This window comes from Paraburkholderia sp. BR10954, from assembly GCF_040965775.1.
GTDB classification, from domain to species: Bacteria; Pseudomonadota; Gammaproteobacteria; order Burkholderiales; family Burkholderiaceae; genus Paraburkholderia; species Paraburkholderia youngii.
Map to the genome: position 1 here is coordinate 68,704 of NZ_JBFRCK010000024.1, position 20,618 is coordinate 89,321.

The 20,618-nt window shown below is 66.4% G+C and carries 14 protein-coding genes and 1 pseudogene; 6 read left to right on the forward strand and 9 right to left on the reverse strand.

What is annotated here, in order from left to right:
* Nucleotides 1–218 precede the first annotated feature (218 nt).
* Together AB4Y34_RS27845 and AB4Y34_RS27850 are read right to left on the reverse strand one after the other, a co-directional pair.
* Nucleotides 219–1,874 carry an NAD(P)H-hydrate dehydratase gene (locus AB4Y34_RS27845; protein ID WP_368717836.1) on the reverse strand — a complete coding sequence of 552 codons (1,656 nt, stop codon included), beginning with the start codon at nt 1,872–1,874 and terminating at the stop codon, nt 219–221.
* Nucleotides 1,875–2,051: 177 nt separating this feature from the next.
* Nucleotides 2,052–3,347, reverse strand: coding sequence for an FAD-dependent oxidoreductase (locus tag AB4Y34_RS27850; RefSeq protein WP_368717837.1), 1,296 nt, complete (start codon nt 3,345–3,347; stop codon nt 2,052–2,054).
* Between the two features lie 313 nt (nt 3,348–3,660).
* Between AB4Y34_RS27850 and purL the strand changes: the two genes are divergently transcribed.
* Nucleotides 3,661–7,743, forward strand: coding sequence for a phosphoribosylformylglycinamidine synthase (gene purL / locus AB4Y34_RS27855; RefSeq protein WP_368717838.1), 4,083 nt, complete (start codon nt 3,661–3,663; stop codon nt 7,741–7,743).
* A 176-nt stretch (nt 7,744–7,919) separates the two neighbouring features.
* On the opposite strand, the gene AB4Y34_RS27860 is transcribed toward purL, so the two are convergent.
* The 5 genes from AB4Y34_RS27860 to AB4Y34_RS27880 all read right to left on the reverse strand — a co-directional run bounded on the left by AB4Y34_RS27860 (nt 7,920) and on the right by AB4Y34_RS27880 (nt 11,784).
* Nucleotides 7,920–8,699: a peptidylprolyl isomerase gene (locus AB4Y34_RS27860; protein WP_176377823.1), complete on the reverse strand. Its 780-nt coding sequence runs from the start codon at nt 8,697–8,699 to the stop codon at nt 7,920–7,922.
* A gap of 10 nt (nt 8,700–8,709) precedes the next feature.
* Nucleotides 8,710–9,021, reverse strand: coding sequence for a BolA family transcriptional regulator (locus AB4Y34_RS27865; RefSeq protein WP_013089413.1), 312 nt, complete (start codon nt 9,019–9,021; stop codon nt 8,710–8,712).
* A 1-nt stretch (nt 9,022) separates the two neighbouring features.
* Nucleotides 9,023–9,553, reverse strand: a complete 531-nt coding sequence (locus AB4Y34_RS27870; protein WP_085481354.1) for a septation protein A — start codon at nt 9,551–9,553, stop codon at nt 9,023–9,025.
* A gap of 176 nt (nt 9,554–9,729) precedes the next feature.
* Nucleotides 9,730–10,152 carry a peptide-methionine (R)-S-oxide reductase MsrB gene (msrB, locus tag AB4Y34_RS27875; protein ID WP_368717839.1) on the reverse strand — a complete coding sequence of 141 codons (423 nt, stop codon included), beginning with the start codon at nt 10,150–10,152 and terminating at the stop codon, nt 9,730–9,732.
* Between the two features lie 75 nt (nt 10,153–10,227).
* On the reverse strand, nt 10,228–11,784 hold the full coding sequence (locus AB4Y34_RS27880; RefSeq protein ID WP_176377822.1) for a YdiU family protein: 1,557 nt from the start codon (nt 11,782–11,784) through the stop codon (nt 10,228–10,230).
* Nucleotides 11,785–11,994: 210 nt separating this feature from the next.
* Between AB4Y34_RS27880 and AB4Y34_RS27885 the strand changes: the two genes are divergently transcribed.
* From AB4Y34_RS27885 to AB4Y34_RS27895, 3 genes are all read left to right on the forward strand, one after another.
* On the forward strand, nt 11,995–13,692 hold the full coding sequence (locus AB4Y34_RS27885; RefSeq protein WP_368717840.1) for a 3-(methylthio)propionyl-CoA ligase: 1,698 nt from the start codon (nt 11,995–11,997) through the stop codon (nt 13,690–13,692).
* A gap of 146 nt (nt 13,693–13,838) precedes the next feature.
* Entirely contained in the window at nt 13,839–15,929 is a 2,091-nt protein-coding gene (locus AB4Y34_RS27890) for a 3-hydroxyacyl-CoA dehydrogenase NAD-binding domain-containing protein (RefSeq protein WP_368717841.1), read from the forward strand.
* A gap of 147 nt (nt 15,930–16,076) precedes the next feature.
* Nucleotides 16,077–17,255, forward strand: a complete 1,179-nt coding sequence (locus tag AB4Y34_RS27895; protein ID WP_368717842.1) for an acetyl-CoA C-acyltransferase — start codon at nt 16,077–16,079, stop codon at nt 17,253–17,255.
* 97 nt (nt 17,256–17,352) lie between these two features.
* On the opposite strand, the gene AB4Y34_RS27900 is transcribed toward AB4Y34_RS27895, so the two are convergent.
* Both AB4Y34_RS27900 and AB4Y34_RS27905 read right to left on the reverse strand, forming a co-directional pair.
* Complete coding sequence (locus AB4Y34_RS27900; RefSeq protein WP_368717843.1) at nt 17,353–17,859, reverse strand: LEA type 2 family protein; 507 nt, start codon at nt 17,857–17,859, stop codon at nt 17,353–17,355.
* Between the two features lie 82 nt (nt 17,860–17,941).
* Nucleotides 17,942–18,319: a hypothetical protein gene (locus tag AB4Y34_RS27905; RefSeq protein ID WP_176377818.1), complete on the reverse strand. Its 378-nt coding sequence runs from the start codon at nt 18,317–18,319 to the stop codon at nt 17,942–17,944.
* Nucleotides 18,320–18,497: 178 nt separating this feature from the next.
* Here AB4Y34_RS27905 and AB4Y34_RS27910 point away from each other — a divergent pair.
* Nucleotides 18,498–20,008 (forward strand): annotated as a pseudogene (locus tag AB4Y34_RS27910) (PLP-dependent aminotransferase family protein).
* A gap of 103 nt (nt 20,009–20,111) precedes the next feature.
* Entirely contained in the window at nt 20,112–20,597 is a 486-nt protein-coding gene (locus tag AB4Y34_RS27915; protein WP_368717844.1) for a PaaI family thioesterase, read from the forward strand.
* The last annotated feature ends 21 nt before the right edge of the window (nt 20,598–20,618 follow it).

The window sequence follows — 20,618 nt, forward strand, 5'->3', positions numbered from 1 at the left end:
TTCGCGAAGCGGGTGAACTTCGCGAAAACGCGAGGCGGCGCACGCGCCCGCTGCAGTATCGCCGCGACCCGCAGTCGATCCGACGCGCGGCGCAGGCAACCAGTATAGCGGGGATGCGCGAGGGGCAGCAGTGCGTTGCGCGCGCTCGCAATGATTGGGATGGCGATGTTTCACCGGTGTGACCGCGCGCCGCGAACAACCTGCGCACGACACGTCCGTCAAGCAGGCGTCGCCGAATAGAACAACCTGTTCAACAAGGTACGCACCATCGGTGCCAGCTCGCCGGCCGTCAATCCCGCGGGACCTTGGCCCTGCGCGGTCAGCGTATCGGCGGCGAGACCGTGCAGATAGACGCCCGCGAGCGCCGCCTCGAAGCGCGGCAGGTGCTGCGCGAGCAGCGCGCCGATGATGCCGCCGAGCACGTCGCCGGTGCCGCCCGTAGCGAGCGCGGCGTTGCCGGTTGGGTTCAGCGCGAGGCGGCCGTCGGGCGCGGCAATGATCGTGCCGACGCCCTTCAGCACGACGACGCTCGCGAAACGCGCCGCGAGCGCACGGGCGGCCGCGAGACGGTCGCGCTGCACGCTCGCCGCGTCGCTGTCGAGCAGGCGCGCCGCTTCGAGCGGATGCGGCGTCAGGATGCACGGATCGCCTTGCACGCCGCGCGCGGTGAGTTCGGCGGCGAGCGCAGGGTCTTTGGCGATCAGATTCAGCGCGTCGGCATCGAACAGCTTCGGCACGTCGAGTTTCAGCACGTCGTGCAGGACGCGCGTCGCGCGTTCGCCATGCCCCATGCCGCAGCCGACCGCGAGTGCGTCCATCGAATCGAGCGGCAGCGTGTCGATCGGATGCAGCATCAGTTCGGGGTGCGGCGGATCGTAGGGCGGGGCGCCTTCGCCGAGGAGCGCGACGTGGACCTTGCCCGCGCCGCTGTAGAGCGCCGCGCGCGCCGCGAGGATCGGCGCGCCGCACATGCCGGTGTCGCCGCCGACCACCGCGAGGCTGCCGAAGGTGCCCTTGTTGGTCGCGAAGTTGCGCGGGGGCATGAACGGGCCGAAGAGGTCGGAGGCGCTGAGCTGGATCGCGGCGCGGGGGGCGCCTGTGGCGGCGTCCTGGCCACCGCCGCCGCCGTTGATCCCTGCGGCGAGCCCGATCGGTGCGACCGTCAGCCGCCCGGTGAGGTCGCGGCCCTGCGCGGTGAAAAGCCCAGGTTTCGCGCCGATGAACGTGATCGTGTGGGTGGCATGGACCGCCGCCGCGCCATTGCCGCCGATCACCGCGCCGGTGTCGCTGTCGAGCCCGCTGGGCACATCGAGCGCGAGCACGGCGCCTTGGGTCGGGCGCGTCTTCGTGCGCTGCGACAGCTGCCGCGCGAGCGTTGCGAATACGCCGTCGAGCGGCCGCGCGAGACCGATGCCGAACATGCCGTCGACGAGCCAGCCATAGCCGTCGAGCGAGGCGGGCGGCGCCGCGTCGATCGGCACGCCGGCGGCGCGTGCGGCGTCGAGTGCCCAGCGCGCGTCGGCGGGCTTTACTTCGACCGGCATGCAGACTTCGACGGCGATGCCGGCCTTGTGCAGTTCCGTCGCGACGACCAGCGCGTCGCCGCCGTTGTTGCCGGGACCGGCGACCAGCCATGCGCGCTGCTGCGATTTCGTCACCGAGGTGTCCGCGGCGATCCGTTCGAGCAGCCAGCGCGCGGCCGCGTGACCCGCGCGCGCCATCAGCGTGTGCTCGGGCAGGGCCGCGGCGGCCTGGGATTCGGCGATCCGCAAGTCGGTCAGCGTCAGCAGCGGCAGCGCACGCGGCTGCGGGTCGCTGAGTGGGGCGGTTAGCGGATCGAAAAGGGTGAGCAGCGAGTTTTCGGCGTCTGTCATGGCGAACCTGGCGGTGCGCCCGCGGCGCGGCGGGCAGACTGGGGAATCGCTATGGTAGTGCCGATAGGCGCGCGGCGTGCGGCTGATTCGGTGCTGGCGGTGGGAGTGGCGCGATGAACGCGGGGTGTCGACAGCGGGCTGTCAGCCCGCCATACCCGCCGGCAAGAGCGCGAAACCTTACTGGAACCGCTCCGGCCGCAACGCCGCGAGCGTGTCTTGCGGCAACGTCGGCGTCTGTCCCGACATCAGTTCAGCAACGAGCTTGCCCGCGCCGCAGGCGAGGCCCCAGCCCGCGGGCCCATGCCCGACGTTGACGAAAAGCCGCGGATGCAGCGCGTTGCCGATCACCGGCAAGCCGTCCGGCGACAGCAGTTTCACGCCTTCCCACGGCAGCGCCGCCGAAATGCGCGCGGCGCCCGGAATCCAGTCGTGCGTCGCCTGGCCGAGCATCGCGAGCGCCTCCTTGGTCAGCGCTTCGCCGAGCGGCTTGTCGATCTGGCTGGCGCTTTGCAGCACCGCGCCGCCCGCGATCCGCAACCGATGGTTCATGCGGCTGATGCCGATGCGCTTGACCGCATCGACGATCGCGATATGCGGCGCGCATTCCTCGTGCGCGATAGGCGCGACCAGCGAATGCAGCCGCAGCGGATGCAGCGGCAGCTTGAGTCCCGCGCGGTCGAGCAGCGCGAGGCTGCCATAACCGGCCGCGACCACGACCGCGTCGGCTTGGACCACGTCGATTTCGCGCGAGCGGGGCGCGCCGTCGCGCGGCGCCAGTTCGACCGCCGCGCGCTGATTTTCGAGCCGGATGCCGGTCACCTCGCAGTTCGGCATGAACTGCACGCCGCCCCGGGCATCGAGCACCTGTTTGACGAGCTTGGTGAAAAGCGGACAGTTCGCGGTGCGCTCGTGCTCGAACAACACGCCACCGGCGAATTCAGGATCTGTGGGCACCGCATGCTCGAACGCCGCGCATTCGGCCGGGCTCATCACATGATGCGGCACCTCGAACTGGCCCAGCAGATCGAGCGCAGCGGCGCTCAGCTCCCATTCGTGCGCGCTGCGCACGAGGTACAGGAGACCGCTCGCCTGTTCGAATTCGAGGCCGAAGCGGGCTTCGACGTCGGCCATCGCCTCGCGCGACGATTCGATCAGCGGCCGCAACAGCGCGTACTGGCGCGCGAACGCCGCGGGTTCCTGCCATGCTCCGAGCTGTTTGCTGAACTGCCGCGCGGCGCCGTTGAAGCCGGTCTTACTGATCACGCCATTTTTCGCGTTGTAGCGGCTCGCCATGAAGGTCGGGCCGAACCAGACGTCGAGCGGCGTCGGCAGCACGGTGCCGCCTTGTCCGTAAGTGGCGCCTTGCGCGACGGTCGCGTGACGCTCGACGACGCATACCCGGTGGCCGGCCGCGCGCAGCTGATAAGCGGTGGCGACGCCCGCTACCCCGCCGCCAATGACGATGACATCCATGCTCTGATTCGATGTGCCGACGGGCGGCTCGCGCGCGTTCCCGTTGGCTGTGACATGCGGCGCGCAGCCGGGTGAAGCCCGGGCCGCGTGCGCCGATCTGGTGAAACGCGAATGATAGCAGTCAAAGCACCCGCGCGGCGACGCGACGGGCACTCCGGCGGCGCCTCGCGCAGGCAAACGCGGCCCGCCGGCGCAACACCCGGGAGCCCGCTGGAAGCCCGTTCCCGGGGTATAATCTCGGACTTCCTTTCCGCCTCACGTCGCCTGCATGCGCGGCTCTCCGGCATCAATGAGCGACGCAACGTCAAGTCCCATGGCCCACTTCTCGTGTTTCCCCGGCGCTTCGGCCCTTTCCGATTTCCGTCAAACCCGCCTGCTCGAAACGCTTACGCGCATCGACCCGAATATCACCGGCGTGCGCGGGCAGTATCTGCACTTCGTCAATGCCCAGACCGAACTGTCCGCTGAAGACAGCGCGAAGATCGAGGCGCTGATGCACTACGGCGATCCATTCGAAGAAGGCAAGGAACGTGGCACGGTCGAGACCTTCCTCGTGGTGCCGCGCTTCGGCACCGTGTCGCCGTGGGCCAGCAAGGCGACCGACATCGCGCATCATTGCGGGCTCACGCACGTGCGCCGCATCGAGCGCGGCGTCGAATATTCGGTGACGCTGAAAAGCGGCCTGCTCGGCGGCAAGAAGACGCTGTCCGACGAAGCGCGCGCGGCCGTCGCCGCCGCGCTGCACGACCGCATGACCGAGAGCGTCGCACCGTCGCGCGACCATGCGCTGCATCTGTTCGACGAACTGCCGGCCAAGCCGCTGCAAACGGTCGACGTGCTCGCGAGCGGCCGCGCCGCGCTGGAAACCGCCAATGTGGAACTGGGCCTCGCGCTCGCCGACGACGAAATCGACTACCTGGTCGACGCATTCACGAAACTCGAGCGCAATCCGACCGACGTCGAACTGATGATGTTCGCGCAGGCCAACAGCGAGCACTGCCGCCACAAGATCTTCAACGCGGACTGGACGATCGACGGCGAGAAGCAGGACATGTCGCTGTTCAACATGATCCGCAACACCGAGAAGCTGAACCCGCAGGGCACCATCGTCGCGTATTCGGATAACTCGGCGATCATGGTCGGCGGCATGGCCGAGCGCTGGTTCCCGCGCACGCCAGCCGAACTCGGCGCGAGCGAATTGCCCGAGCACTACGGTCGCAGCGTCGAGCTTACGCACACGCTGATGAAGGTCGAAACGCACAACCACCCGACCGCGATCTCGCCGTTCCCGGGCGCCGCGACCGGCGCGGGCGGCGAAATCCGCGACGAAGGCGCGACCGGCCGCGGCGCGCGTCCGAAGGCGGGCCTCACGGGCTTCACCGTATCGAACCTCGAACTGCCGGACGGCGTCGAGGCGTGGGAAAACGCGCGCGACTCCGCACAGCCGCTCGCGCAGCGCAATCCCGCCGACCAGCAGGAAGCGTACGGCCGCCCGGACCGCATCGCGTCGCCGTTGCAGATCATGATCGACGGCCCGGTCGGCGGCGCCGCGTTCAACAACGAATTCGGCCGGCCGAACCTCGGCGGCTACTTCCGCACCTACGAGCAGAATGTCGCGGGCCTCGTGCGCGGCTATCACAAGCCGATCATGATCGCGGGCGGCATCGGCAATATCTCCGACCAGCACACGCACAAGCACGATCTGCCGGAAGGCTCGCTACTGATCCAGATCGGTGGTCCGGGCATGCGCATTGGCATGGGCGGCGGCGCCGCGAGCTCGATGGCGACCGGCACCAACACCGCTGAACTCGACTTCGACTCGGTGCAGCGCGGCAACCCGGAAATCGAGCGGCGCGCGCAGGAAGTGATCAACGCGTGCTGGCAGCTCGGCGAGAAGAACCCGATCCTCAGCATTCACGACGTCGGCGCGGGCGGTCTGTCGAACGCCTTCCCCGAAGTGGTGGACGGTGCGGGCAAGGGCGCACGGTTCGAACTACGCAAGATCCAGCTCGAAGAAAGCGGCCTGTCGCCGCGCGAAATCTGGTCGAACGAAGCGCAGGAGCGCTACGTGCTCGCGATCGCGCCGGCCGATCTGCCGGTGTTCGAGGCGATGTGCAAGCGCGAGCGCTGCCCGTTCGCGGTGATCGGCACGGCCACCGCCGAGCGTCAGCTGAAACTGATCGATTCAGAGCAGAACGAAGCCGCGCACCAGCCGGTCGATATGCCGATGGAAGTGCTGCTCGGCAAGCCGCCGCGTATGCACCGCGACGTGACGCGCGTCGAGCGCGCGCTCGGACCGGTCGACGTGACCGGCCTCGCGCTGCAAGAGGTCGCGCAGAGCGTGCTGCGTCATCCGACGGTCGCGAGCAAGTCGTTCCTGATCACGATCGGCGACCGCTCGGTCGGCGGCACGACCGCGCGCGACCAGATGGTCGGCCCGTGGCAGGTGCCGGTGGCCGATGTCGCGATCACGACGATGGATTACGCGGGCTTCAGCGGCGAAGCGATGACGATGTCCGAGCGCACGCCGCTCGCCGTCATCAATGCGCCTGCCTCGGGCCGCATGGCGGTCGGCGAGGCGATTACCAACATCGCGGCCGCGCCGATCGCGTCGCTCGACAAGCTGAAGCTGTCGGCCAACTGGATGGCCGCGTGCGGTGCGCCGGGCGAAGACGCGGCGCTCTACGACACGGTCAAGGCGATCGGCATGGAGCTGTGCCCGGCGCTCGGTATCGGCATTCCGGTCGGCAAGGATTCGCTGTCGATGCGCACGCGCTGGGAAGACCGCGGCGTCGCGAAGGAAGTGGTCGCGCCGGTGTCGCTGATCATCTCCGCATTCGCGCCGGTCGAAGACGTGCGCCGCCATCTGACGCCGCAACTGCGGCGCGTGAGCGAAGTCGGCGAGTCGGTGCTGATCGCGATCGACCTCGGCCGCGGCAAGCAGCGTCTGGGCGGCAGCATCCTTGCGCAGGTCACGCAGCAGGTCGGCGACACGGTGCCGGACGTCGACGATCCGGAAGATCTGAAGCGCTTCTTCAGCGCGATCCAGTCGCTCAATAGCGACGGCAAGCTGCTCGCATACCACGACCGCTCGGACGGCGGCCTGTGGGCGACGGTCTGCGAAATGGCGTTCGCGGGTCACGCGGGTGTGTCGCTGAACGTCGACATGCTGGTACTCGACGCCAACCACGAATCGGATTACGGCGACGCGAAGGACTGGGCGAAGCAGACCAGCGGCCGCCGCGAAGACCGCACGCTGCGCGCGCTGTTCAACGAAGAGCTCGGCGCCGTCGTGCAGGTACGCGCGGCCGATCGCGACGCGGTGCTCGCCGCGCTGCGCGAACATGGCCTGTCGGCGTGCTCGCACGTGATCGGCAAGACCAACGAGCGCGACGTGATCGAGATCTATCGCGACGCGAAGAAGGTCTACGAAGCGCCGCGTGCCGAACTGCATCGCACGTGGAGTGAAGTGAGCTGGCGCATCGCGCGTTTGCGCGACAACCCCGCCTGTGCCGACGCCGAATACGATTCGCTGCTCGACGCGGCCGACCCGGGCATCACGCCGGTGCTGAGTTTCGATCCGGCGGAAGACGTCGCCGCGCCGTTCGTTGGCAAGAGCGCGCGTCCGCGCGTCGCGATCCTGCGCGAGCAGGGCGTGAACTCGCATCTGGAGACGGCCTATGCATTCGATCGCGCCGGCTTCGACGCGCACGACGTGCACATGAGCGACCTGCTCGCGGGCCGCGCGAACCTCGCCGATTTCGCGGGCGCGGTCGCCTGCGGCGGGTTCTCGTACGGCGACACGCTGGGTGCCGGCGAAGGCTGGGCGAAGACGATCCGCTTCAACGCGCAACTGGCCGACATGTTCGCCGCGTTCTTCGGTCGTGAAGACACGTTCGCGCTCGGCATCTGCAACGGCTGCCAGATGATGAGCAGCCTCGCGTCGATGATCCCCGGCGCCGAAGCATGGCCGAAGTTCACGCGCAACAAGTCGGAGAAGTTCGAGGCGCGTTTCTCTCTCGTCGAGGTGCAGGCATCGCCGTCGCTGTTCTTTGCGGGCATGGAAGGCTCGCGCATTCCGGTGGCCGTCGCGCACGGCGAAGGCTTCGCGGACTTCTCGCAGCAAGGCGACAAGTCGAAGGTCGCGGTCGCGATGCGCTACGTCGATCATCGTGGTCAGGCGACCGAGCAGTATCCGTTCAACCCGAACGGTTCGCCCGAGGGCATCACGTCGGTCACGACGGCCGACGGCCGCTTCACGGTGCTGATGCCGCACATGGAGCGCGTGCATCGCGCGGTGCAGATGAGCTGGCATCCGCAGGGCTGGGGCGAGATCGGCACGGACGCGAGCCCGTGGCTGCGTGTGTTCCAGAACGCGCGTCGCTGGCTCGGTTGATGGGTCACGGGGCTGCCGTCGCGCGCGGCGGCCTCTGTTTGCGGTGGCAGTGCGCCGCCGCTGCGCGAAGCTCGCAGCAACAAAAAAAGCCGCCTGTATGGGCGGCTTTTTTGCTTTCAGGCTTTTTCAGAGCCAGGCGGCAGACTGTCCAAAGACGATCCGCCCGCCGCTGACACTCACTGAATCTTCGCGTTCTTGCGCAGATTCTCTTCGAACGCCTGCAGCTTTTCCTGCTGGATCTGCTGCACGATCTGCGCACGCACCTGCTCGAGCGGCGGCGGCGTGACGGCGCGGATGTCGTCGACACGGATGATGTGCCAGCCGAATTGCGTACGCACCGGCGTGTCGGTCATCTGGCCTTTCTGCAGATGGGTGGCCGCGTCCGCGAATTCAGGCACGTAGGCCTTCGGGTCCGACCAGTCGAGGTCGCCGCCGTTCTTGCCCGATCCCGGGTCTTTCGAGTACTGCTTGGCGAGATCTTCGAAGCTTGCGCCGGCCTTGATCTTCGCGATCAGGTCCTTCGCCTGCTGCTCGTTGTCGACGAGGATATGGTGCAGGTGATATTCCTTGCCGCCTGCTTCCTTGACGAGCGCGTTGTAGCGCGCGGTGACTTCGGCGTCGGTCGGCTGGTTGTTCTTCACGAAATCTTCGATCAGCCCGCGCAACACGACGGTTTGCTGTGCGACCGCGATTTGCGCCTTGATGTCCGGACGGTTCGGCAGCCCGCGACGCAGGGCTTCCTGCATCAGGATTTCGCGATTCACGAGCTCTTCGCGCACGGCCTGCTGCAGCTGCGGCGTGTCCTGCTGGCCTTGGTGAACCAGTTGCTGGATCAACGCATCGGCGCGCGACTTCGGAATTGGCGTACCGTTCACCACGGCGATGTTCTGTGCGAATGCAGGTGCGGCCGCGAACGCGGCCAGCAATACCCAGAGGCGGGTTTTCTTCAAGGTCATCGAAAGGTTCCTAGCGGGGCAACAAAGCAAATTCTTCGGGCGTGTAGGCCGTGATGGCAAGGGCATGAATGCCGCGCTGCATGGCATCGGCCAGCGCATCATACACCATGCGATGCCTTGCCACGCGGGGCTTGCCGGCAAACGCGACGGCCACGATCGTGACACTGAAATGCCCGCCGGCGGCGGCACCTGCGTGGCCCGCGTGCTGCGCGCTGTCGTCGGTGATGCGGATCGACTCGACGGGTGCGAGCGCGGCCGCGAGGCGCGCCTCGATGAGCGCGGCGCGCTCGGCGGTGGTGGCGTGCATGAACAGGTCGCTCATGTCATTCCTCCTTCATGTACTTCGACAGCCACAGGCTCTGTCCGACGATGAACACGAGCAGGCACCCGGTCGCGCCGAACAGTTTGAAATTGACCCACTGATCGGTCGTGTAGTGATACGCGACGAACAGGTTCAGAAGACCGAGCAGCACGAAAAACACCGCCCAGATCAGGTTCAGCTTGCCCCAGATCGCGTGCGGCAGGGTGATCTGCTTACCCATCATCGCTTCGATCAGGTTCTTGTTGAAGCCGAGCTGCGACACGATCAGCGCGACCGAAAACGCCCAGTACAGCACAGTCGGCTTCCATTTGATGAAGGTGTCGTTGTGCAGTACGAGCGTCGCACCGCCGAATACCACGACGACGCCGAGGCTCACCCACAGCATCGGGTCGACCTTGCGGTGGCGGAACGCCACCCACGCGATCTGCACCAGCGTGGCGACGATCGCCACTGCCGTCGCCGTGAAAATGCCCCAGATCTTGAAGGCGACGAAGAACAGGATGATCGGGAACAGATCGAACAGGAATTTCATTATCTGGTCGGGAAGTCGGAGAGTGAGTCGAACGGTGAGTCGAACATTGATGCGCGCCAGCCTGGCGTGCAAGGTGCGCGGTGCCCGCCAACGAGCGGGGGTACCGCATTGAAAGGGCGCCGCGCGCGGTTTCGCGCCCCGGCGCCCGAAGCGGGCAAGGCTGCTGCCGCGCCGCGTTACTTGGGCTCGAATTGTAACGCAGCCGAATTGATGCAGTAGCGCAGACCGGTCGGCGCCGGACCGTCCTCGAACACGTGGCCCAGATGCGCACCGCAGTTCTTGCACTGCACCTCGATGCGCAGCATGCCGTGCGAGCGGTCGGTCTTCTCGGCGATCACCTCGCCGTTGATCGGCCGGAAATAGCTCGGCCAGCCGCAGCCGGCGTCGAACTTGGTGTCCGATTCGAACAGCGGCGTGCCGCAGCACACGCAGTCGTAGACGCCGCGTTCCCAGTGATCGTTGTAGCGGCCCGTGAACGGCCGCTCGGTGGCCGCGTGCCGGGTCACCTGGTATTCGATGTCGGACAGATCCTTGCGCCACTCGGCGTCGCTTTTCTGGACGGCTGGGGCGTCATGCTTGAGATCGTCGGGGTTGCTCATGGTCGGGTTCCTGTCTCGGGTTTGTACCGGTGTTTTCTGGCGGGACGGCCGTGGCGATTCAACTGCAAAGGCGCGTCATGACGAACAGCTCACTTCCAGTGAGCTTGCCCAGTCGGGCGGCAGGCCCGCATACGACGCGTATTCGGGCTGCTCGTCGAACGGACGACGCAGCACGGCCGCGAGCCGTTCCACCTCGGAAAAATCCTTCTCCCTCGCACGCTGGATCGCCGTTTCCGCCAGATGGTTGCGAAGTACGAATTTGGGGTTCACACGATTCATTGCAATGGCGCGCGCAGCGTCGTCGCGTGACTCAACGGCCAGCCGCGCGCGATAGTCGTTCGCCCATGCGTCGAAGGCGGCGCGATCGAGGAACAGGTCGCGTACCGGCGCATCGCCGCTCGCATCGTGTTTCGACAGGCGCGCGAGGTTGCGGAACGTCAGCGTGAAATCGGCGCGGTTCGTGTGCATCGCTTCGAACAGCCGGTTCACGAGCGCGTCGTCGCCGTCGCGCGGCTGTTCGAGGCCGAGCTTCGCGCGCATGCGGTTTTCGAGCGCCGGCGCGAAGCGCTCCTTGAAGCCCGCGAGCACGTGCTGCGCTTCTTCGACCGCCTTGTCGGCGCGCACGCTTTCGTCGTGCTTCTCGCCGAACAACGGCAGCAGTCCCTGCGCGAGGCAAAAGAGGTTCCAGTACGCGATTTGCGGCTGCAGCCGGTAGGCATAACGCCCCTGCGTATCGGAGTGGTTGCAGATGTGGCCGGCATCGAAGCCATCCATGAAACCGAACGGGCCGTAGTCGATCGTCAGGCCCAGAATCGACATGTTGTCGGTATTCATCACGCCGTGACAGAAACCGACCGCCTGCCAGTCGACCATCAGATCGGCGGTAGACCGTACCGCTTCGGCGAGCAGCGCCAGATACGGATCGTCGGCCTCCTTGCAATGCGGATAGAAGCGCTCGATGACGTGATCGGCGAGCGCGCGCAACGCGTCGACGCGATCGTTCGCATAGAAATGCTCGAAGTGGCCGAAGCGCACGAAGCTAGGCGCGACGCGCGTGACCACCGCGGCGGTTTCGATCGTCTCGCGCCGCACCGGCTGGTCGGAGCCGATCACGCACAACGCGCGCGTGGTCGGAATGCCGAGATGATGCATCGCCTCGGAGCACAGATATTCGCGGATCGACGAGCGCAGCACCGCGCGGCCGTCGCCCATGCGCGAATAAGGCGTGCGGCCCGCGCCTTTGAGCTGCAGTTCATTGCGCTCGCCGTCGTGTTCGAGCTCGCCCAGCGTGAGCGCGCGGCCGTCGCCGAGCTGGCCGGCCCACACGCCGAACTGATGCCCCGAGTACACCGACGCATAAGGCAGTGCGTCGGCCGGCCAGTCGCGCGTCGCATTGCCGCAGAACAGCTCGAGGAATCCCTGCTCGCGCTCGATGCCCTCGGGCATCCCGAGCCGCGCGGCGGTGTCGGCCGAGAAGCCGACGAGGTAGGGTGCGTCGAGCGGCGCGGCGGGCAGCCGCGTGAAGAAGGTGCCGCCGAGCCGCGCGAACGCGTTGGCTGGGGGTGTGGCGAGTGTGTTGGAAAGATCCGTCAATGCTGCGGATAAGCCTGCAAAGCTTGGGGAAAACGACATGTTGAGCGCCTCTGGATTAGCCGATATTGTAAGTCCGCGCCCGCGGCGCTGCTGGGCGGCCGCCTTCATCGTCCGGACCATGCTGCGTACGACGCCGCCACGATCTTGCACTTCGCGCTGTTCGGCGCGCTATCCGTTTCACGACCACTTATTCAACAAACCCGACTGCAACCCCATCGACACACTAACGAGCCGAGGAGACCCCGCCTTATGACGACGCCGCTGCTGGGCCAGATGATGGACGTGCCGCTCACCGTATCATCGTTGCTCGCGCATGCCGCACGCCATTTCGGCAGCACCGAAATCGTGTCGCGGCGCATCGAAGGCGACCTGCATCGCTACACGTACCGCGATTGCGAGAAGCGCGCGAAGCAACTCGCGCAGGCGCTCATCGCGCTTGGCGTCGAATCGGGCGACCGGGTCGCGACGCTCGCGTGGAACGGCTACCGGCATCTCGAAGCGTATTACGGCACCACCGGCTTCGGCGCCGTGTGTCACACGATCAACCCGCGCCTTTTCCCCGATCAGATCGCCTACATCATCAATCACGCCGACGATGCGTACGTGCTGTTCGACACCACGTTCGCGGCGCTGGTCGACACGCTCGCGCCGCAGTGCCCGCGCGTGCGCGGCTGGATCGCACTGTGCGATGAAGCGCATCGGCCGCCGATGCAAACGTCGGTGCTGTGCTACGAAACGCTGATGGACGGGCAGGACGGCGGCTTCGACTGGCCCGCGCTCGACGAGCAGCAGGCGTCGTACCTCTGCTATACGTCGGGCACGACCGGCAATCCGAAAGGCGCGCTGTACACGCATCGCTCGACGGTGCTGCACGCGTTCGGCGCGGCGTTGCCCGACTCGATGAGCCTGTCGGCGCGCGACTCGGTGCTGCCGATCGTGCCGATGTTCCACGTCAACGCGTGGGGCCTCGCGCATGCCGGGCCGCTGACCGGCGCGAAGCTCGTGTTCCCCGGCAAGGATCTCGACGGCAAGTCGCTGTACGAACTGATGGAGAGCGAACGCGTCACGTGTTCGGCCGGCGTGCCGACCGTGTGGCTCGGTTTGCTGAACCACCTGCGCGAAACCGGCGCGAAGTTTTCGTCGCTCGAGCGCACGGTGATCGGCGGCTCCGCCTGTCCGCCCGCGATGCTGCGGGTGCTCGAGGACGACTACGGCGTGCAGGTGATCCATGCATGGGGCATGACGGAGATGTCGCCGCTCGGTACGTTGTCGAAGCTGAACTGGGAGCAGAGCCAGCGGCCGCTCGCCGAGCAGCGCAAGCTGCTCGAAAAGCAGGGCCATGTGATCTATGGCGTCGACATGAAGATCGTCGGCGAGGATGGCCGCGAGCTGCCCTGGGACGGCGTCGCGTTCGGCGATCTGCACGTGCGCGGGCCGTGGGTCATCGACCGGTATTTCCGCAAGGAGGACTCGCCCCTCGTCGACGGCTGGTTTCCGACCGGCAACGTCGCGACGATCGACCCCGACGGCTTCCTGCACATCACCGACCGCTCGAAGGACGTGATCAAGTCGGGCGGCGAATGGATCAGTTCGATCGAACTCGAGAATGTCGCGATCGCGCATCCGGCGGTCGCGGAAGCCGCGTGCATCGCGTGCGCGCATCCGAAGTGGACCGAGCGGCCGCTGCTCCTCGTCGTCAAACGCGCGGGGCACGACGTCACGCGCGACGAACTGCTGGCGTTCTACGACGGCAAAGTGGCGAAGTGGTGGATTCCCGACGATGTCGTGTTCGTCGACGAACTGCCGCACACGGCGACCGGCAAGCTGCAGAAGCTGAAGTTGCGCGACCTGTTCCGCGACCACGTGCTGCCGTCCGCGCTGGAAGACAGCCGCGACTGTCCGCTGACGCCCGGGGCCCAGGGGAAACCCCGTTCGATAATAAATTGAACGTTCGTGCTTTTTAGGTGTATTCTGCGCGCTGACACCGGGACCGTCGCTCGGGAAAGTCTGACAATAATCAGGCTCGATGAACCGGACAGGCGGCGCATCATGCGCCGCCTCAATGAATGGATGGATCGCACGGAGGCACGCAGATGGCAGTGGACTACACAACTCATGACGGCGTGGCCGTTCTCACGCTGAACAATCCGCCCGTCAATGGGCTCGGTCTGTCGACGCGGGCGGGGATCGTCGAAGGGCTCGATCGCGCGCAGAACGACTCGGCCATCAAGGCCATCGTGCTGACGGGCGCGGGCAAGGCCTTCTCGGGCGGCGCCGACATCACCGAATTCAATACGCCGAAGGCGACCCAGGAACCGACGCTCGCCACCGTCATCAAGGCCGTCGAAGGCAGCGCGAAGCCGGTCGTCGCGGCGATTCACAGCGTCGCGATGGGTGGCGGCCTCGAGCTCGCGCTCGGCACGCATTACCGCGTCGCCGCGGCCGGCGCGCAGATCGCGCTGCCCGAAGTGAAGCTCGGCATCCTGCCGGGCGCGGGCGGCACCCAGCGTCTGCCGCGCGCGATCGGTCTGGAAGCATCCCTGAACATGATCGTGTCGGGCGCGCCGGTGCTGTCGGAAAAGCTCGCCGATTCGGGGCTGTTCGACCAACTCGTCGCGAATCCCGCCGAACTGGCCGAAGCCGCGCTCGCGTTCGCGCGCAAGGTCGGCGCGCAAGCTGGCCCGCATCCGAAGGTGCGAGACCGCAAGATCGAACATCCGAACGCGGCCGGTTTCATCCAGTTCGCGCGCAATAGCGTCGCGGCCATCGCGAAGAACTTCCCGGCGCCGCATAAGTGCATCGACGCGGTCGAAGCTGGCGTGAAGGATGGCTTCGACAAGGGCCTCGCATTCGAGCGCGAATGCTTCATCGCGCTCGTGCAGACGCCGGAGAGCCATGCGCTGCGTCACGCGTTCTTCGGCGAGCGCGCCGCGAGCAAGATTCCCGACGTGCCGTCCGATACGCCCGTGCGCGAGATCAATCAGGTGGCCGTGATCGGCGCCGGCACGATGGGCGGCGGCATCGCGATGAACTTCCTCAATGCGGGCATCCCGGTCACGCTGCTGGAAACGAAGCAGGAAGCGCTCGACCGCGGTCTCGCAACGATCCGCAAGAACTACGAGGCGACCGTCAAGAAAGGCAAGCTGAAGGCCGAGGTGATGGAGCAGCGTCTCGCGCTGCTGAGCCCGACGCTGTCCTACGACGACCTGAAGCACGCCGACATGATCGTCGAAGCCGTGTTCGAAGAGCTCGCCGTGAAGGAGCAGGTGTTCCGCCGGCTTGACGAAGTCGCGAAGCCGGGCGCGATCCTCGCGTCGAACACGTCGACGCTCGACGTCGACAAAATCGCCGCGTTCACGAAGCGACCGCAGGATGTGGTCGGCATGCACTTTTTCAGCCCGGCCAACGTGATGGAGCTGCTCGAAGTCGTGCGCGGCAAAGAGACCGCGAAAGACGTGCTCGCCACCGTGATGAAGCTCGCGAAAAAGATCAGGAAGACCGCGGTGGTGTCGGGCGTGTGCGACGGCTTTATCGGCAACCGGATGATCGAGCAGTACCTGCGTCAGGCGCTCTTCATGCTCGAAGAGGGCGCATTGCCCGCGCAGGTCGACAAGGCCATCGAGAAATTCGGCTTCGCGATGGGCCCGTTTCGCATGAGCGACCTCGCCGGCAACGACATCGGCTGGGCGATCCGCAAGCGCCGCTATATCGAGCGTCCCGACATGCACTACTCGAAGATCGCAGATCGTCTGTGCGAAATGGGCCGCTTCGGCCAGAAGACCGGCGGCGGCTGGTACGACTACAAGGCGGGCGATCGCAACGCGTATCCGTCCGGCGTGGTCAACGAAATGATCGTCGAGTACTCGAATGAAATCCACTCGGAGCGCCGCAAGATCAGCGACGAGGAGATCGTCGAGCGTCTGGTGTTCGCGCTCGTCAACGAAGGCGCGAAGATTCTCGAAGAAGGCATCGCGTCGAAGGCGTCGGATATCGACATGGTCTATCTGACCGGCTACGGCTTCCCGCTCTATCGCGGCGGCCCGATGCTATACGCGGATACGGTCGGGCTCTACAACGTCGAGCGCGCGATTCGCCGCTATGCGGCGCGGCCGAACGGCGACGCGTGGAAGCTCGCGCCGAGCATCGCGAAGCTGGCGGCCGAAGGTCGCGGCTTCAACGGCTGAGCACGGCCCACTTCAGCACACGAATCGAGCGCTGCGGGTGACGCCCGCAGCGGCTCGCATCAAACGACAGAGTCGGCGCGGTGATGCGCTTTTGAACGCACGGCAGGGAGCCGGCGCGCCACTTCGATATTGCAATTGGAGACACCCATGACTGACGCCGTAATCGTATCCACCGCCCGCACGGGCCTCGCCAAATCGTGGCGGGGCGGTTTCAACATGACGCACGGCGCGACGCTCGGCGGCCACGTGACGCAGGCCGCGGTCGAGCGCGCGAAGCTCGACCCGGCGCGCGTCGAGGACGTGATCATGGGTTGCGCGAATCCGGAAGGCGCGACGGGCGGCAACATCGCGCGTCAGATCGCGTTGCGCGCGGGCCTGCCGGTCAGCGTGCCGGGCATGACCGTGAACCGTTTCTGCTCGTCGGGATTGCAGACGATCGCGCTCGCGTCGCAACGCGTGATCGCCGGTGAGGGCGACGTGTACGTCGCGGGTGGCGTCGAGTCGATCTCGTGCGTACAGAACGAGATGAACCAGCACATGATGACCGACGGCTGGCTCACCGAGCACAAGCCGGAAATCTACTGGTCGATGCTGCAGACCGCCGAGAACGTCGCGAAGCGCTACTCGATCTCGAAGGAGCGCCAGGACGAATACGGCGTGCGCTCGCAGCAGCGCGCGGCGGCCGCGCTCGAAGCCGGCAGGTTCAACGACGAGATCGTGCCGCTGACGGTGCTCGCCGGTGTCGCCGACAAGGCGAGCGGCCGTCTCTACACGAAGGAAGTGACCGTCAGCGGCGACGAAGGCATCCGCGCCGACACGACGCTCGAAGGCGTGTCGAAGATTCGCACCGCGCTGCCGGGCGGCGCGATCACCGCGGGCAACGCGAGCCAGTTTTCGGACGGCGCATCGGCTTGCGTCGTGATGAACGCGACGCTGGCCGAACGCGAAGGGCTGCAGCCGCTCGGCATTTTCCGCGGCTTCGCGGTGGCTGGCTGCGAGCCCGACGAAATGGGCATCGGCCCGGTGTTCGCGGTGCCGAAGCTGTTGCAGAAGGCCGGCCTCAAGGTCGAGGACATCGGCCTGTGGGAGCTGAACGAAGCGTTCGCGGTGCAGGTGCTCTATTGCGCGGACCAGCTCGGTATTCCGCACGACCGCCTGAACGTGAACGGCGGTGCGATCGCGGTGGGCCATCCGTATGGCGTATCGGGTGCGCGGCTCGTCGGCCATGCGCTGATCGAAGGCAAGCGGCGCGGCGTGAAGTTCGTCGTCGTGACGATGTGCATCGGCGGCGGGCAGGGCGCCGCGGGTCTGTTCGAGATCGCGTAAGTCGGGCGCGAACGCGCCTCAAGAAGACGGGCGCCGCGGTGCGACGACGGACAATGTCGGACCCGCGGCGCCTTGTTTTTATCCGCCGTGTTCGTGTCTACTGCGACGCCATGCCCGGCAGGGTCAACATGCCCTGATCGGTGAAGCGTGTCGTGCCGGTCAGGCCGCCCGCGAGTTTGCCTTGCAGCCGGTACGGAACCTGCCCGGACTGCGCGATGCCCGCAAGCCCGAGCGCCTGGCGAACCGCGGCGAACGCGGGCACGGTCAGCGGCACGCTGACGACGGTTTCGCCGAAGCGCGGCACGGTGCCGCTCTGGTCGCTGACACCGCTCGCGAACGGCTTGCCGTTCAGTTCGAGATCGACCGCGATGCCGTTGAAGCTCACTGCGGAATCGTTCGGGTTCTGCACGCGCAGCTTCAGGTTGAAGCGCATCTCGAGGCCTTCGCCGGCCAGCGGCTCGATGCCGGCGACGTTGACGCGCAACGCATCGCCGCCGAGCAGGCCGGCGCATGCGCCAAGCGTCAGCGTGATCGCGCAGGCGAGGTGGAAATAGCGTACGAAGGTGGCGAAACGGCTGAAACGCCGCGTGCGTGGGAAGGACATGACCGGCACCTCGAAGCAGGAAGCGGTTGGTCACGCATTCTAACTGGCGGCGAGGCGTCGATTTTGGCGATCGAGTCGGAGTTCAGGCAGTACGCCGCCACGATCTCGCGACGACACCAGCGAGACGCCGGACGGTTCGACGCACGAGTTCGCGAAGTTCCGCTGCATTGCCGGGCGAAGCTCGCGCGATCAGCACCGCAGCGCCCGCGCGCGACGCGCGGATCGACATGACGCCGCGTTGGCCGGTGATGAAATGCTCACCATCGCGCACGATGATCGACGTACGGGGTACGGCGCTGCCGAGCCACGCGAGCGCGTGATCGCGAAATTCGAGTTCGAGATCGCCTTCGACGGCCACGATCGTGGCCCCGGCGTTCAGATCGAGCATCGCGGCCTGGTCGCGCGCGAGGCGTAATGGAGCAGGGCGAGCCGGGATGACAGCGCAGGTCGGAACGGGCATCACGCTTTCCTTCGATTCGTTTTCATGCGGTACAGCTTATTGAGTCCACTAACGTGCGAACAGCGACATCCATCGACGATCGGAACCGATACAGCGAAAGCTTTCGCCGTGCTGTATCGGTCCCAATCGTGCCGTTGTGTATCTGTTGTTCCGCGCGGACTGTCCGCACGATCGGCGTATGAGCAAACTGACCTTCGAACCGCGCGACGCGTTCGCTGCCCCTTCAGCGGACCGCCAGCCTCTTTATCGGCAACTGGCCGATCAATATCGCCGCGCGATCGGCAACGGCGTGCTGCGCCCAGGCGACCGCATGCCGTCGATGCGTGCGTTCATGCAGCGGCATGGCGTGAGCCTCGCGACCGCGACCGAGAGCTACCGTGTGCTCGAGCGCGACGCGTTGATCGATGCGCGGCCGCGCTCAGGCTATTTCGTGCGGGTGCCCGCCACGGTGCTGCCCAATGCCTCCGAACCGGATCTGACGATGCCGCCGGGCGAGGCGCAGTTCGTCGGCATCCATGCGACGATTTCGGCGATCGTGTCGAAGTACCAGCGCTATCCGCAGGCGCTCAATCTCGGTGGCGCAACCGCGGCGCCCGATCTCTATCCGACCGATGCACTACAGCAGGCAGCCATGCGCGCGTTGCGCCGCGAGCCCAAGCTGCTGACCTCGGCCGGCCCTGACTTCGGCGATCCGGCTTTGCGCGCGATCATCGCGCGGCGTGCGCTCGAAGGCGGCATCGAGATCGGCGCGGATGAGATCATCATGACGCACGGCGGCATCGAGGCCGTGAACCTCGCGTTGCGCGCGGTGACGCAGCCCGGGGACACCGTCGCGGTCGAATCGCCGTGTTTTTTGGCCTGCTGCAGGTACTGGAGAGCCTCGGACTGCGCGCGCTCGAAATTCCGGCGAGCCCGAGCACGGGCCTTTCCGTCGAAGCGCTGAACTTCGCTTTGCAAAATCATCGCGACATCAAGGCCGTGGTCGTGGTGCCGAACCTGCAGAATCCGCTCGGCAGCGTGATGCCCGACTCCAACAAGGCAAGTGTCGTCGAGCTGTGCGCGCGTGCCGGCGTCGCGCTGATCGAAGACGATCCGTATCGCGATCTCGTCGATGGAGAACCGTCTCCCCGCTCACTGAAGGCCTGGGACACCGACGGCACCGTGATCCATTGCACGTCGTTCAACAAGACACTTGCGCCGGGCATGCGGGTGGGCTGGATCAATGGCGGGCGCTGGCATCCACGCGTGGGCATGCTGAAGTTCGCGCAGTCGCGACATAACGATCAGCTTGCGCAGGTCGTGCTCGCCGGGTTTCTGGGGACGGGCGCCTACGCCCGGCATTTGCGGCGCTTACGCGAGAGCCTGCGGCTTCAGCGCGAGCGCATGGCAGCGGGGATCGCCGCGGCGTTTCCCGATGGCACGCGCTTCACGTCGCCGCGCGGCGGCATGTTCTTTTGGGTCGAGTTGCCGCACGGGTTGTCGTCGGCCGCGTTTTTCGAGGCGGCGTTGGATGATGGCATCCGCGTCATGCCTGGGACCGTGTTTTCGAACACCGGGCGCTTCGATCGTTTCATCCGTCTGAGTTGCCCGAGCGCGGAGCTCGATCTGGTCGATGAAGCGGTACGCCGATTGGGGCGGTTGGCGACGCGCATGACGGAGCGCAATGAGGCGGATGGAGCCACGCGATAGCCGGTAGAATTTCCCATTTAGCGCCAATGCGTACACCTCGCGGAGTGCCGGGACGCGGCGAATCGATTTCCGAGGTTGCCGGCCACGAACTCCAGACACCGCCATGACCGATCCAACCACTTCCGCCCCAACGGGCAACCCATCGTTGCCGGAAAGCCCCTTCATCGACCGTCTCGGCGCGCAGTTGCTGCGCGCCGCCGATGGCGTCAGCGAAGTCGTGCTGCCGTTGCAACCCGATCATATGAACACATGGGACGTCGCGCACGGCGGGGTCACGATGACGCTCGCCGACGTCGCGCTCGCGATGGCCGCGCGCAGTCTCGCGGGCGACGGCGTCGGCGTCGTCACCGTCGAGATGAAGGTCAACTTCATGCAGCCGGGGCGCGGCGAGTTGCGCGCGACCGGCCGCGTGCTGCATCGCTCGACCACGATGGCCTATTGCGAAGGCGAGATCCGCGACAGCGAAGGTCACTTCGTCGCCAAGGCGCTCGGCACCTTCAAGTACATGCGCCGCCTCGCGGTGGGCCGCGACGTCAGGCGTCAGCGTCTGCGCAGCGACCCGGCGGCCAGGCCCGGTCCGAGCGACTGAGCCCTCATCGCAATCAACTTC